This is a genomic window from Deinococcus sonorensis KR-87 (assembly GCF_040256395.1).
Taxonomy (GTDB): domain Bacteria; phylum Deinococcota; class Deinococci; order Deinococcales; family Deinococcaceae; genus Deinococcus; species Deinococcus sonorensis.
Genome location: NZ_CP158297.1, coordinates 328,027 through 342,256, shown reverse-complemented (window position 1 = coordinate 342,256; position 14,230 = coordinate 328,027). Strand labels below are relative to the sequence as shown.

Sequence of the window (14,230 nt, the reverse complement as noted above, 5' to 3'; positions counted from 1 at the left end):
CGAATGACCGGGCGGTGCGTTCGTCCGGGGGTGCGCCCAGGAGGCGGTTACCCCCGGACGACTCGGGTGTCGGGTCGGACCCGCTTGAAGCCGGTGGGCGCGAACTGGACCAGTGGACGCGCTTCGGCGCCGGTCGTCCCCGTGCAGACTCCTCCAGCGTGTAGGGCGCCTGTGCGTCTGTTCCTGCGCCTTGATGGTTCCCGGGCAAGGCGGGGCGAGCGCTCCGCGTCCCTGGGGTTTTGGCGCCGGGTCCTCCTGGACCGGGCAGTTCGGCGGGTCCGCGGTCAGATCCACTGGCGTCGCCCCGCGCGCCGGCCACGAGACGTGAGCGGATCAGGCGCCGGCCGCCGGCGCCTTGACGGCGTTGACCGGTCGGGGGCGCGGGGTGAGCAGCAGGGCGCCCGCGAGCAGCAGGACCGGAGGCAACGCCAGGAGCGGCGCGCCGAGGGTGGGCAGCAGCAGGCTGCCCGCCCAGCTGCCGAGGCCGATGCCGAAATACAGCACGGCGGCGTTCAGGGCCAGCATCAGGCCGCGCCGCTCCGGGAGCAGCCCGATCAGGCGCGCCTGCTGCGGCGCCTGGAACATGTTCCCGAAGATGGACCAGATAAAAAAGGCAAGCAGGCCAAGGACCGGGACGTGCGGAACGAACAGCAGTGCCGCGGCGACCAGCAGGCTGGCCGCGAGGCTGAGCTGCAGCACGCCGAGCGGCTGGAGGCGCCGGCTGAGCGGGCCGCTGGCCGCGTTGCCGAGGACGCCGCCGATGCCGAAGGCGAGGAGGGTGCCGGTGATCCACGCTGGGCTGCTGGCAAAGCGGGCGCTGAGGTACGCGCCGATCACCGCGTACGGCAGGAAAATCGAACCGATCTGCAGCATGGTGGTCAGCAGCGCCGGTGTTACCCGCGGCGCCTGAAGGGTGCTGAGGTACGTGGTCACGGTGATGCGGGTGCCGCGTTCCACATGCGGGACCAGCCGCCACACCAGCAGCGCGGCGCCGACCGCCAGCCCCGCGAGGACCAGCAGCGTCCCGCGCCAGCCGAGGGCGGGGGAGAGCAGCGCGGCGAACGGCACGCCCAGCACCGAGGCGAAGGTGAAGCCGCCGAAGACGATGGCGAGCGCGCGCGGCTGCTCCGCCGGGGGGACCAGCAGGCTGCCGGTGGCCGACGCGACGGGCCCGAGGACGCTGGCGCCGATGGCGGCGAGCATGCGGGTGAGCAGCAGCGCGGTGAAGCTGGTGGCGGCAGCGCCCAAGGCCAGCCCGAGGGTCAGCAGCGTGAGCCCGGCGAGCAGCAGGTGTTTGCGCTGCAGGTGCCCCGCGACGCTCTGGGCGAGCAGCGCGGTGACCGCGAAGGTGAGGGAGAAGGCGGTGACCAGCTGGCCCGTCTGGGCGGCCGTGACGTGCAGGGACGCACTGATCGGCCGGGCGAGCGCCACCACCGACAGCGAGGCGGTCCCGAGCGTGAAGTACGCCAGCGCCAGGGCCAGCAACGCGGGGAGGGGCGACCGCGGCTGAGGTTTCGCGACATCCTGTTTCATAATTGAATTAAATACGTGACGTCACGAAATGTCAAATGGTAGACTGAGGCATGACCATCCGCGCCCCCGGACGACCCCGCAACGCGGCGCACTCCGACCGAGCAAAAACCGCCGCGCTCGAGCTGCTCGCGGAGGAGGGCTACGCCGCCATCAACATGGAAACCATCGCCCAGCGCACCGGCATCGCCCGCCAGACCCTCTACCGCCGCTGGCCGCACAAACGCGCCCTGATCCTCGACGCCTTCGCAGATCAGGCGGATCAGCTGCCGGACCTGCCCGACACCGGCGACCTCGAAACGGACCTGAAGACGCTGCTGCGCGCCACCACTGCAAAATTCAACAGCCCCTGCGGTTCCACCAATCGCGCCTTCGTCGCCGAAGGGTTGCAGGACCCGGCAGTGATGACCGACCTTTGGGGGCGGCACTTCAGCAAACGCCGCCGGCAGGTCGCAACCCTTCTGCAGCGCGCCCGCGCCCGCGGCGAGCGGCTGGCGCTGGACGACGACACCCTGACGGATTTGCTGCTCGGCCCGCTCTGGTACCGCCTGCTGATGCAGCACGCGCCGCTCGACAACGCGTTCGCGGATGCGGTCGCCGCCGACATCGCCCGCCGCGCCCGGATGACCTGAGCGGTGCGCCCCCTGGCGCCCTCACCCAGCAGGCGCCCGTCCAGAACAGGCGGCACGACATCCGGTCCGTCGGGCGGCATGTGGACGTGATCCTCATGGGGCCACCTGCCTCAACCCGCGTCTGGACGGGCGAGCACGTCCTTGAACTGCGGCGCTTAGGCCCTCGACCGCTTGACGAGCGCCGCCACCTGCGCTTCGACCTCAGGCGTCATGTCGATCAGGGCAAAGGAAGTTGGCCACATCAGCCCGTGATCGAGACGTGCCTGGTCGCTGAACCCCAGCGTGGCGTATCTCGTCTTGAATTTCTGCGCGCTCTGGAAGAAGCACACGACCTTGCCGTCACGGGCATAGGCGGGCATGCCGTACCAGAGCTTCGGCACCAGTCCCGGCGCGGTGGCCCGGATGATGGCGTGCAGCCGCTCAGCGATCAGCCGGTCGTCCCCCTGCATGCCCGCAATCTTGTCGAGCACGGCGCGGTCCGGGTCCAGAGGGTCGCCGCGGCGCCCGGCGGCTCTTCGCTCCACGGCGCGCTCCTGCATCGCGGCCCGCTCCTCATCTGTAAAGGTCCTGGATGTTCCCGCGGGACCGGTGACCCGCCTGGCGGCCTTCGTTGTGGGACCAGAGGTGGTGTTCGTCATGAGGATGCCAACTTTCAGTAAATGGGTGGGTGGACGCGTTGAGGCGGGCTGCTGAACGTGCGGACGCGCTGTTCAGTCGGGTGGTGCGCCCGCTCTGCCGTGATGATCCAGCGCGCCGATGGACGCATCCTGACGTGGAGGCCCAGGTGGTCCAGGCTGCTCGTTGGCTGGAGGTCGACACGCCGGCGTCCGTTTCGAGGTGACTTCACGGCCCAAGGCGTGAAGCGCCAGCCGATCCAGGTGGAGGCAGGAATTGGCCGTCTCCACCCGGATGACACCGCGAGCCCATCTGCCCGGCCACTGCGCCTAACGCCGCTCCTGGATGCGGATCAGGTTCCCGGCAGGATCGCGGAACGCGCAGTCACGCACCCCGTACGGGTGCTCGGTCGGCTCCTGCACCACCTCAGCCGCACCGGCCTGGATCCGCTCGAAGGTGGCATCCAGGTCAGCGGTGGCCAGAATGACGCGGGCGTAGGTTCCCTTGGCCATCATGTCCTCAATCACCCGCCGCTCCTCGTCCGTGATGCCCGCCCCCGCCGGGGCCGGCGGCTCCAGCACGATGGACGTGCCCGGCTGACCAACCGGGCCGAGGGTGAGCCAGCTCATGCCGCCATAGCGGACGTCGTTGCGGATCTCAAAGCCCAGCAGGTCACGGTAGAAGCGGATGGAGGCGTCCGGGTCGCTGTGCGGCAGGAAGCTCTGGTGAATGCTCAGGTCCATACCCTCACTCTAGGCGCTGACTTGAACGGGCGCTTCTCGATTCCTGACCGGCTGGAGCAACGCCCCGCTGCCCGAACGGGGCCAGCGAGAGGGGTGCTGCGGTTGATGCCGGGAAGACAGGAATCCGGTTCAAATGGAGCTCAGTTCATGTGCTGTCCTGCCGTCGGCACGCCCTGCCCTGCGGGGGCCACCCGGCTGATGTTCGATTCTGCAGCTACTCGTCGTAGGAGAACGTCAGGTAAGGGTTGAGCCTGTCCACCCCCGTGCCGGGGGTGGTTACGAACACATCACCCACATATCTGGGCGCGTCCGGTGGGAGCGCTGGAACGACGAAGGTCAGCCGGTTCCCATCGATCACTATGGGCTTCAATTCCGAGTCCGGGCCATTGCCGAAGTGAACAACCGAATCTGCCGTAAAGCCAATGCCCGTCACGGTCACCACCGTGCCGGCCCGTCCATGGTCCGGCGACATGGCCGAGGTGCGCACGGCGCCCTGATCCATGGTCAGCAGCTTCGTGGTGGTGTTGCCGGAGGTGTCCTCGGCCACCAGGCGGAGGTGCCGTGCACTGAACGGCAGGGCCTGGACATACGTCGACCAGTTGTAGGCGTGCCGTGGCTCCTGATCCTGCACGGCACACGGTGCCGTGGCGCTGGGTGGACCCGGGTCGATGCTGAACTTGCCGGTGTTGTCGGCCGGGTCGGTGCTGTTCAGCAGTTCGTTCGAGTCGGCGTCGTAGATGCGCAGACGGCGGACCGACCGCTCGTCCTGCGCCAGCCCCAGCAGGAAGTACTGACTGGAGGGCGACTTGACATTGAAGAAGCAGGCGCCGAGGACGGGTGGTGTGGTGTCCGGCAACCCACTTGCCACGCAGGAGATGATGGGGTTGACCCAGTCGGCATGGTCGTAAGAGTTCCCGTCCCCCGCGTCCGTGACCACCAGGCGCAGGTTCGACCGGCCCGTCAGGTCCGCGGTGATGGTCTGGATCCCGTCGCTGCCCCGCAGGACCCCGCTGTCGGCCAGCTTCACCCCGTCCGCCCACACCTGGAACACCACACTGCCTCTGTTTCCCACCTCGTCATCGACGCCCACGATGGCCGAGAAGCGGGTACAGGTGGCGCCCGTTCCGGCCAGCGCGTACCTCAGTTCGGAGGTCGAGTGCACGCCATACCCCTTCATGAACACCTCGCCGCCGAGGGTGAGCGGGTGGCCGTCCAGCTGCGCGCGGCCACCGTTGCTGCGGTTCACCTCGATCGGCCCCCAGCCGCTGCTGGCGTACGTGGGGGTCTCGTAGTACAGCGTGTTCACGCCCGGCGTGAGACTCAGCGCGGAGACGCTGCTGGAAATCCACGGCTGGGACGGGTGGGCCGCGTACTCGGCAGCGTAGGGGTCCAGACTGGGCGTGGCGGCCCGTTGACCGCACGCGGCCAGCAGCAGGGACAGCACGATGGGTCCGACGAATCGGTTCATGTGACCTCCCGGCCCATCGCCAGACAATGAATTGTGTGGCGTCCGTGAGCCTTGACCAGCTTAAACCTTCTCAAACGTGTCTGCGTTCCCATGCAATCATCATGTAGAGTTCCTGCCCTTCATTGAAGATTCAGGCTTATTGAATTAGAAATATGGTTGCTTTCAGAGAAAACCCAACAGTTCCAGCACCTCGACTGAGCGGTTCAATACGGACTCGCCCTTCTCTTCCCACAGGATTGAAGAACCCCCCGACTTTCCATGGTGAGCGGCTGATCGACCGCCATGCTCATGTCATTGATCCGGCCGCTCTATGCCCACAGGTGCAGGGGCACGCATCAGGGTTGTCCCTCCGAATGAACGTTGTTCTGGAGCATGGCGGTCTCCGGACCCCGGTGAAAGAGGTCCTGGGCGCGCACCTGATCGGTAGGCAGTGGGCCATCCTAAGGCCCATCTCCAGTTGACGACTGTGGGTCAACGACACGGAAGCGTCGGCAGCGTCAACAGATGACCAACCCATCCGGTCATGGGGGCATTTGTTTTCTGGGTTGGCCAGGTCTCTTGAAGTCTGCCCCCTGCTCGTGCCTCAACGCCAGCCCGGCGGCGGTGCAGTCAACCGACACCGGCACGGTAGACGTGACGCGACAGCGGCGGAGTGCACCTTCGGCATCCCGCGTGGCTTACGGCGTCTCGGTCGCCTCGTCCTCTCGGAACAGACCCGTGGGCAGGCCATCGATGCTGCGCACGTTCTTGCGTCGCCAGTAGTCCGTCAAACCGTCCGGCCCCCACGCTTCCGCCTGCCGGGTCAGCGCCGTCCGGTCCTCTTGAAACGTCATCACTGGAACCCCGAAGCCGCACGAGGTCTGGACGAGTTCCACCCGCACCTCGATGATCTGTCGTGCGCCCGGCAGCATGGTGAAATGCGCCGCCCGCCGGTCGAACTCAGGTGTCCCGGGCCGCAGCACGCGGCCCACGCCGTACAACCGCAGGACCAGGGGCGCACCTTCGAACGCACAGAACATCAGCGTGAACCGCGGTGACACGCGGAGGTGGGCTGCGGATTCATTGCCGCTGCCCGTAAGGTCCAGGTAGGCAACTGTGGCATCGTCGAGGACGCGGAGGGTGTCAAGGCCCTTGGGGGAGACGTTCACTCGTCCGTCGGGCGCGGCGCTGGCCGTAAAGAACAGCCTCTGCTGCTCGATAAAGGTCACGTGTTCCGGGAGCATCCGGGCAAACTGCTTGGCCACAATCCCTCCTCCCGGGCAGTATAGGAGACGACTTGCGCCTCACCTGACGAAAGGAGGCAGTGGGGGCTTGCTGTACGCCGATGAACTTGTCGGTGGTCCGTCGCCGACCAGTGTTTCGCCGTTTTTCTCACTGGAACGACCGTGCTGGCCGCACCAGGTGACTCGCGGGCCTGGTGGCGCTGGCTCTCCACCTTTCCCACCTGGAACCTGCCGCCAGGCCGGCCAGCAGGGCGACTGGACATGCTGGCCCGTCCTACAGGCGTATGCTTCCCGGAATGCCCGCCTTCTTGCTGTTGTCCCTGCTGCACGGCCTGAGGTCTGCCTGCGTCCCCGCTGGACGGACGCTGGAGCCGGCCATGAAACTGTACCTGTTTCTGGCCTTCGGGCTGCTGCTGCTGCTTGGCGCCGTGTTCGTGGTGGTCGAAGCTCTGGGCGTGCCGCTGCTGACCGATCCCACACCCTGGTTGCGGATGGGTGGCGTGACCGGCGCGCTGGTGGGAACGGCCCTGCTGGTCGCGGACGTGCTGCTGCCGGTGCCGTCCAGCGTGGTGATGGTCGGGTACGGGTCGCTGTACGGCGTGCTGATCGGAACGCTGCTGTCCCTGCTCGGCAGCGTTGGCGCAGCGATGTTCGGGTTCCTGCTGGGGCGCCGGGGTGGGGTCTGGCTGACCCGGTTCTTCCCAGGCGACGCCCGCCAGCAGGCCGAACGGGTCCTGGGCCGGTACGGGCTGCTGGCCATCACCGTCACCCGCCCGGTACCCCTCCTGGCGGAGACCCTGGTGGTGCTGGCCGGAACCGCCCGGTTACCCGCGTGGCAGGTCGCGCTGGCGTCCGCGCTCGGGTCGCTCCCGGCCGCCCTGCTGTATGCCGTGGCCGGCGCGACCGCCGCGCGGACGTCCTGGCTGTGGATGATCGTCGTGCTGATCGTGTCCACCGCATTGATGTGGCTGGTCGGCCGACTGCTCGAACGCCGCCTTGTGCGCACCGGTTGAGCAGGGGTCCAGACTGAACCATCCCCGCAGGCAGTGGAGCGCGAGGAGACCGGCGAGCAATCAGCCGCGGACCCTTTCCGAAGGTGTGGGGAACGCCCTGAAGCAGGCCGACGCCAAGGAGCTGTCAGGCGGGCACGTCCTGAGGAGACACAGGGACCGGACCCCGGAGTTTAGAGCGACGCTGGGGCGTGAGCTGGTAGCTGTTCCTGCCGCTGGTGCTGCTGGGTCCAGGCGGGGACTTGGCTGCTGCGCGGCGGCCACAGGCCGGCCCCACTGGGCGTCAGCACGTCCGCTGAACGGCACGCCACTCCGTTCCTGCAAGACATCCAGGCCATCGAACAGGGGTTCGCTTCGGCGGCAGTGGCGCTTTCTGGTCACCGTCCGCCATGAGGAGCGCCGGATCGGGCAGAAGATCCTCGACCTTTACAGCGGGTGCGGCTGGAGCTCCACCACGGCAAGATCGCCTCCACCCTGCACCAGCACGGCCGCAGCGGGTAACCTTCCCCTCAACGTTATCCGCATCCCCTGACGGCCACCAGTCCAGGGGCCACAGGTCTACACCGCCGCGTTCATCTGCAGGGCCACGTGCCGGCCACGGCGTGATCCGGCAGGCTTAGGACAGGGTGCGCCTCAAGATCCACAAGCCCGGGCGCGGCTTGAACCCCAGACGGCGGTTCACACTCAGCATCGGCGCGTTGGTGCTGAGGTTCTGCGTGAACATCTCCGTGAACCCCGCCGCGCGCGCCCGGCGAATCACCTCCACCTTCAGCGCCCGCGCCACCCCCATCCCTCGCGCTTCCGGAGCCACCCCCGTGAAGAAGTTGAGCGCGCCACGCGGATGCCGCGCCAGCACGCAGAGCCCCAGCCAGTCCTCGCCCCGCGTCGCCAGCACGATCCACGCCGGCCGAAGGTTGGGATCCTGGCGGAGCACGTGCCGAATCTGCTCGACGGTCCACCGCGGCTCATCCTGGTAATCCGGCGATTCCCACATCCGGTCCGCGAAGAAGGTGTACAAGCGTGCCCAGTTCGCCTCATCGCGGCCCAGCGTGTCCATGTCCTGCCAGGTGATGCCGGCACGCGTTCGTCGGCCTTCCAGATCGGCATGGGCTGCGTCGTCGAAAGCCGGGAGGTCGAGAGAGGATTCGAAGCGGTGAAAGCGCAGGGAGAAGCCGCGTCGATCTGCCCAGGCGCGTGAGTCCGGGTTCAGGTCACGCACGCTGACCTCCAGGCGTCCAGCACCCTGGGCCCGTGCACGGTCGAGGGCGTGATGCAGCAGCGCCGACCCATAGCCACGCCGGCGGGCGTCAGGGGCCACGACCAGGAGCAGATCGAGTGCTGTCGTGGTGAGCGGCGGGCCGTATAGCGCACTTATTCCACGGACGCGGCCGCTGGCCTCTTCGAGCACCCAATCCTGAAAGAAGCCGGAGGTGTGTCGGAGGTCGTGCATCCGTTCAGCGAACGTGTCGGGGGTGTAGGGCGTTGGCACGTTCGTGTTGATGATGTCGACAATCGCCGGGCGGTCATCCGGGGTAGGTGCGCGGATCGTAAAGGGCGGGGGGGAGGTGGTCATGACCCATCATGACCATGCCGGGTGGACGCGGCAATCTCCCCCGGGCCAACACCAACACGCCCCAGAGTTATTTTCTGGCGGTGATCTTCTGGCGGGTCATGGCGCCCCACTGGCCTTTCTTCTGACCGAGCTTGAGGGTGGCGCGGAAGCGCACCCAGGCGTGCCACTGCCGGAACCCGAAATTCTCCAGCAGGGCGGTGAGGAGCAGCTGGAGGCGGTGCTGCGGGCGGGCGTAGTGCACCCGCATGAACAGTTCGATCGAGAGTGCCGCAACGCTCACGACCGTGCCGTACAGCAGCGCCAGCAGCAGGAACAGCAGCACGAAGGTCAAGTTGAGGTGCCCGGTGAGTGCCAGGATCAGCATGAACGCGTACCCGCCCACCTCGATCAACGGCGAGAGCGCTTCGAACAGCAGGTAGTAGGGAATGGCGATCATCCCGATGCGCCCGTACTTCGGGTTGAACCACATCCGGCGGTGGTGCAGCAGGCCCTCCCACAGGCCGCGCTGCCAGCGGTCGCGTTGCGAGCGCAGCACCTTCCAGCTGTCGGGCGCCTGGGTCCAGCAGACCGGGTCCAGGTCGAACTCGACGTCGTACGGCTGGCGCTGGTCGCGCATCCGGCGGTGCAGTCGCATGACCAGTTCCATGTCCTCGCCCACCGTGCCCTCCAGAAAGCCGCCCGCCTCGATCACCACGCTGCGCTTGAACAGCCCGAACGCGCCGGAGATGATCAGCAGCAGGCCCAGGGCGCTGAAGGTGGTGCGCCCGGCCAGGAAGGCGCGCGCGTACTCCACCACCTGAACGCGTTCAATCCAGCGCTGCGGAAGCTGCAGCTCCGTCACCCGGCCGTCCTTCAGGACGCTGCCGTTCATCACCCGGACGCTGCCCCCGGCGGCGATCAGGCGGTCGTTCTCCACGAAGCGGCGCGCGAGCCGCAGCAGCGCCTCGGCGTCGAGGAGGCTGTCGGCGTCCACCGCGCAGAACAGCGGGAAGGTCGCGTAGGTGAGGCCGACGTTCAGCGCGTCGGCCTTGCCGCCGTTCTCCTTGTCGATCACCGTGAGGTTCGGCCGGGTGCGGCTGCGGTAGATGGTCCGCACCGGGCGGGTCGCCAGCGTCTTCGAGGCGTTGCGGTTGGTTTCGATCAGGTCATACGCGCGGATCAGGGTGGCGAGGGTGCCGTCGCGGCTGCCGTCGTTGACGACAATGACCTCGTACTCCGGGTACTGCAGCGCCAGAAACGAGTCCACGCTCGCCTGGATGGTCTCCTCCTCGTTGTAGGCGGGCACCAAGATGCTGACCGGTTTGTAGAACTCGCGGTTGAGCAGTTCGGTCAGGCCGACGCTCTGTCGCCGGCGGATGTGGTAGCTGAGTTCGCGGGTGGCGACCGAGACCGCCACGGCGTAGAAGGTGTTCAGCACCGTGAAGTACACCAGAATCAGGACTTCCAGGACCTCGATCATGGCAGGGCGCGGGCGCGCAGGTCGGCCAGGGTGTCGTTGGCGATATCGCGGGCGTAGCGGTCCGGGTGCGCCGCCCCGGCACGGGTCAGCACGGCCCGTCCGGCGTCGCTGCGGCCCAGGCCATGAGCGGCCGCGCGGCGCACCCACCAGTGCGGGTCGCCGATCAACGTCCACAGGTCCGGTTCCGGGAGCGGCTGGAGCAGGGCGGCGGCGCTGGTGGCCTGCAGCCGAACGAAGGACACCGGGTCCTGGGTCAGCGCCAACACCGGCGCGTGGGCCGCGGGCGGAAGCTGTCCGCTGCGCGACAGCACCTTCAGGGCGCCGGCCCGCAGTTCCGGGTGCGCGGCGTGCAGCAGCGGCATCACGTCCGTGTGCAGCTCGGCGGAGCGGCGCCGGGCCAGCACCTCCAGCACCACCAGCTGCAGCGTCGGGGACGATTGAAGCAGCAGCGCGCGCGAGAGCGTCAGGCCGTGGCCGTCCATCAGGGTCAGGGCCTCCTGCGCCTGGCCGACGCTGAAGGTGCCGCCGGTCAGCGCGGCGTGCACGGCCAGGCTGGCGCTGTGCTGTTCCGGGTGGCCCGCCGGCAGCCGGCCGATGGAGCGGGCGATGGCCAGCAGGGCCAGGGAGCGCACCTCCGGATGGCGATGCCCCAGCTGGCGGATCAGGGTGTCCAGCGCGTCCGGGTCGCGCAGCAGGGCGAGGCGCTCGATGGCCTCCGCGCGCAGCAGGGTGGAGCTGATGGGGCGGTTGAGGTGCCGCAGGTCCCGGGCCAGCCAGCCTTCCTGGCGGTAGAGGTCACGCAGGCGATCCGAGTCCTCGCCGTGCATCGCGTCGCGCAGCTTCAGCAGCGTCGCGACGCCGGCGCGGTCCAGCGGCCGTGGCGTGGGCTCGCCAGCGTACACCCACGCAATCAGGCGTTCGCTCCACCACAGTTCGCCGCTGTGGCTGGAGGCGGCGCTGCGGTGCGCCAGGGCCAGCTGCACGAACTGCAGGCCGCTGAGCACCACGCAGAACAGACCGCCGGACACGCAGGTGAACACCAGCAGCGGCCAGGTGACGCCACGGTGCGGCTGCAGGTGCGTTTCGAGCAGGGTGAAGCCGGTGGCGAGCATCAGCAGCGTGAGGATCAGGCTGATGGCGAGCGCCAGCAGGCCGAAGCCCAGCATGGCGAGTCTGGAGTTCAGGGCAGCAACCTCTGGACCGTGTCGACGAACACCGCCGGATCAAACGGCTTGGACAGGTACGCGTCGCCGCGCACCCGGCTGGTTTCGATGGTGTGCTGCTGGGCCATGCTGCTCATCACCAGCACGTTCGTGACGGAGCGGTCGATATGCTCCAGCAGATTCAGGCCATGGCCGCCGGGGAGGTTCAGGTCCAGGACCACCACCCCCGGGGCGAAGCGGCTCAACGCGGACTCGGCTTCCGGGAGGTCGGCGCACTCGACGACCTCCAGCCCGCTGCGGTGCAGCAGGAACCGCTGGAGGGTGCGGATGGCGGTGAGGTCCTCGACCAGCATCACGGTACCGGGATGGTGTGGGCGGGAGGCGGTGCCGGGCATGCTTCAGTGTGCTCCCCGGGGTCTGTCAGAACACTGACCACACCCCGAGTGGAGCCCGGCAGAAGCCCGCACGGTCCTGCTCACCACCTGCCCTGCGGGGAACGCTCACGCTTTCACCCACAGGGGGGCGGACCGGACCCACATGCGCCCTCCACCCGAGCCGTGGTGCACCGCACGCCATGTCCCGCCGATGAACTGCAGGGCTCCCTCAAGGGGCTGCGGCATGGATCCGGGGACGCGCTTGCCTGTTCGTCAGGAGCAGGCCCGGTGGACGGGGCACCATGCCGCTCACCCGCCGCCCTGCGGGATCAGGCCGGCTCGTAGGTCAACCGGATGACCTGCTCGTCCATCCGGTCGGCGGCCATCAGGCGCAGCGGTGGCCGCTGACCGGCGAAATACGGTGTGCCGTGCCCCAGCACCACCGGGTGCACGTACATGCGGTACTCGTCGATCAGCCCGAGAGCAGTGAGGTGGTGTGCCAGTTGTGGGCCAGCCACCTCGATCCGCCCGTCGCGCTCGGCTTTCAGTGCGCGGACCGTCCCCTCAACATCAGCGGTGATCAGCGTGGCGTTCGGACCGACCGACGTCAGAGAGCGTGAAACGACCCATTTTGGCCGGTTGCGCCACGCCGCCGCGAAGGCGTGTTCCTCGGCGTCCCATTCAGGCTGATCCTCGTCCCAGTACCGCATCACCTCATACATCCGGCGGCCGTAGATGCCGCCCGCCTGCCCCTGAACCTCTTCAATGAAGTGGCGGAAGAGCGTGGAACTTGGCAGAAACGCCTGATGATCCACGTAGCCGTCCAGTGACTGGTTCATTCCGTACACGAGCCTGGCCATTCTCTTGTCCTTTCCTTCCACGGCGTGGATCCACCGTGCGGATGGCGAGCGTGATTGAAGGGGAGAGGGGCCTGTTCACATGGGTACGGGCGGATGACGGGGGTCGCCCCGCTTGACTCCCTCTCCGGATCGTGGGGCCGTTGCACCCAGCCGGAGTGCTTGCTGTCTCAGCTGCTCCGATGGAGGTCGGGTGCCGCAGGCCACGGCCAGTTTTGAGCGCCGCGCTCAAGCTCCCCATCCCGCACAGGGCCCACTTGGAGCGGTGCGGCCGTTGTGAAGCGCCAGGACCGCCGCCCGGAATGCGGTCAAAATGACCGCAGTCGTCAGCGTCAGGCATCAGGTCAAGGCTTGCGATCCATCCTGGTGGGTGGCCGGCCGCACGCTTGTGGGCTGACCGTGCCGGATCATCCACCGGTCACTGGGACGATGGAACCTGGTCGCCTCTGGCTTCCGTGTCACGCACATAGGTCAGGAGCAGTACCCCGTCCCCGAGCTCCTTCGATGAGGCAAGCTGCATCGTCAGCCGGTCGCCGCCTCCAAACAGCCGTTTGCCGCTCCCCAGCACCACCGGATACATCATCAGCCGCAGTTCGTCGACCAGGCCGTGGCGCAGCAGCGTCTGCACGAAGGTGCCGCTGCCGTAGGTCAGCAGATGGCCGCCGTCCTGCGCCTTGAGTGTCTGAACCGCCTCCACGACATCACCGTGGAGGGGAGTGGCGTTCCACGACAGGTCGGTGAGGGTCGTGGTGGCGACGAACTTTGGGAGGTGGTTCATCCGCTCGCCGAACGCCCCGGTTTCGGTCGCGTTCGGCCAGTACCGGGCGAAGCCCTCATAGGTCACGCGGCCCAGCAGCAGGGCGCCGGCGTCAAACAGTTCGTCGCGCTTAAACGTGCTGTCCTCGGTGCGGTAGCCCTGTCGCCAGGGTGTGGCTTCCTCGTACACGCCGTCGAGGGTCAGAAACTCAGTGACGATCAGTTTACGCATGTGGACTCCTGAGCGAAAAAGGGAGAGACCGTCGGTGCTCGGGGCCCCGGTGGGCACGGTCTGGCAGCGGCGAATCGGGGCGTGTGGTGCGACGATGTCAGGGGCGCACCGGACGGCTTTTCGTCAGGGCACACCTCCTGATCAGGGACCGGAGGCCGAATGTGGACGCCATCCACATTACTATGCGTACGGCGAAACTTCAAGGACAGATACGCCTGCCACGTAGATCCGCGTCGGCGGTTCATCGGCCACGGGCACCTTCCAGTCTGACGAAGAGCCCGTGGACCACAGTGCGCCCGCAACCCAGGGGACCAACGATGCGCTGGCGCTCCAGCATGAACCGGGGCCGGCAGCAAGACCAGGTGCATCCACTCGCTTCGGGAACGAAAAGCGCCGTGGGCCGCGGGATCGTGGCGGCCGTGCCGCCGGGCCTCAGCCCAGGCGGAGCAGTCACTACAGGACGACCCCAGGAGGGCGAGCCAAGCACGGACCGTACGCCGAGCATCACCGCAACGGAGAGAAAGTCATCGGAAGAGCTTCCGCACCTCGCTGGCCTCCACGGCTGGCCCCGGAACGGCGGAGGACACCAGGACGT

General features: G+C 67.8%; 13 protein-coding genes. 2 read left to right on the top strand and 11 right to left on the bottom strand.

All coding sequences use genetic code 11. The features are described 5' to 3' along the window. Positions 1-333: 333 nt before the first annotated feature. Entirely contained in the window at positions 334-1,533 is a 1,200-nt protein-coding gene (locus tag ABOD76_RS02695; RefSeq protein ID WP_350241206.1) for an MFS transporter, read from the bottom strand. Positions 1,534-1,583: 50 nt separating this feature from the next. On the opposite strand from ABOD76_RS02695, the gene ABOD76_RS02690 reads away from it, so the two are divergent. Then, positions 1,584-2,162, top strand: a complete 579-nt coding sequence (locus tag ABOD76_RS02690) for a TetR/AcrR family transcriptional regulator (RefSeq protein ID WP_350241204.1) — start codon at positions 1,584-1,586, stop codon at positions 2,160-2,162. Positions 2,163-2,317: 155 nt separating this feature from the next. Here the strand turns inward: ABOD76_RS02690 and ABOD76_RS02685 are convergent, their stop codons facing one another. The 4 genes from ABOD76_RS02685 to ABOD76_RS02670 form a co-directional block, all read right to left on the bottom strand. After that, positions 2,318-2,701: an iron chaperone gene (locus tag ABOD76_RS02685; protein ID WP_350241202.1), complete on the bottom strand. Its 384-nt coding sequence runs from the start codon at positions 2,699-2,701 to the stop codon at positions 2,318-2,320. Between the two features lie 405 nt (positions 2,702-3,106). Continuing rightward, entirely contained in the window at positions 3,107-3,520 is a 414-nt protein-coding gene (locus ABOD76_RS02680; RefSeq protein WP_350241200.1) for a VOC family protein, read from the bottom strand. A gap of 214 nt (positions 3,521-3,734) precedes the next feature. Beyond that, entirely contained in the window at positions 3,735-4,988 is a 1,254-nt protein-coding gene (locus ABOD76_RS02675; protein WP_350241198.1) for an NPCBM/NEW2 domain-containing protein, read from the bottom strand. A 677-nt stretch (positions 4,989-5,665) separates the two neighbouring features. Next, the gene (locus ABOD76_RS02670; protein ID WP_350241196.1) at positions 5,666-6,232 is read right to left on the bottom strand and encodes a pyridoxamine 5'-phosphate oxidase family protein; all 567 of its coding nucleotides are present in this window, start codon (positions 6,230-6,232) and stop codon (positions 5,666-5,668) included. A gap of 356 nt (positions 6,233-6,588) precedes the next feature. On the opposite strand from ABOD76_RS02670, the gene ABOD76_RS02665 reads away from it, so the two are divergent. Further along, the gene (locus ABOD76_RS02665; RefSeq protein ID WP_350241195.1) at positions 6,589-7,224 is read left to right on the top strand and encodes a TVP38/TMEM64 family protein; all 636 of its coding nucleotides are present in this window, start codon (positions 6,589-6,591) and stop codon (positions 7,222-7,224) included. 613 nt (positions 7,225-7,837) lie between these two features. Here ABOD76_RS02665 and ABOD76_RS02660 read toward each other — a convergent pair. The 6 genes from ABOD76_RS02660 to ABOD76_RS02635 all read right to left on the bottom strand — a co-directional run bounded on the left by ABOD76_RS02660 (position 7,838) and on the right by ABOD76_RS02635 (position 13,635). Next, complete coding sequence (locus ABOD76_RS02660) at positions 7,838-8,794, bottom strand: GNAT family N-acetyltransferase (protein ID WP_350241194.1); 957 nt, start codon at positions 8,792-8,794, stop codon at positions 7,838-7,840. Positions 8,795-8,861: 67 nt separating this feature from the next. Continuing rightward, positions 8,862-10,253: a glycosyltransferase family 2 protein gene (locus ABOD76_RS02655; protein WP_350241192.1), complete on the bottom strand. Its 1,392-nt coding sequence runs from the start codon at positions 10,251-10,253 to the stop codon at positions 8,862-8,864. Then, a complete protein-coding gene (locus ABOD76_RS02650; protein WP_350241191.1) occupies positions 10,250-11,419 on the bottom strand; it encodes a HEAT repeat domain-containing protein in 1,170 nt (389 codons plus the stop codon). The genes ABOD76_RS02655 and ABOD76_RS02650 overlap by 4 nt, the downstream gene beginning before the upstream one ends. Before the next feature lie 14 nt (positions 11,420-11,433). After that, entirely contained in the window at positions 11,434-11,811 is a 378-nt protein-coding gene (locus ABOD76_RS02645) for a response regulator (protein ID WP_350241189.1), read from the bottom strand. A 308-nt stretch (positions 11,812-12,119) separates the two neighbouring features. Next, positions 12,120-12,650 (bottom strand): dihydrofolate reductase family protein, encoded by a 531-nt coding sequence (locus ABOD76_RS02640; protein ID WP_350241759.1) that lies wholly within the window; start codon positions 12,648-12,650, stop codon positions 12,120-12,122. 415 nt (positions 12,651-13,065) lie between these two features. After that, positions 13,066-13,635, bottom strand: a complete 570-nt coding sequence (locus tag ABOD76_RS02635; protein ID WP_350241187.1) for a dihydrofolate reductase family protein — start codon at positions 13,633-13,635, stop codon at positions 13,066-13,068. Positions 13,636-14,230: the final 595 nt, after the last annotated feature.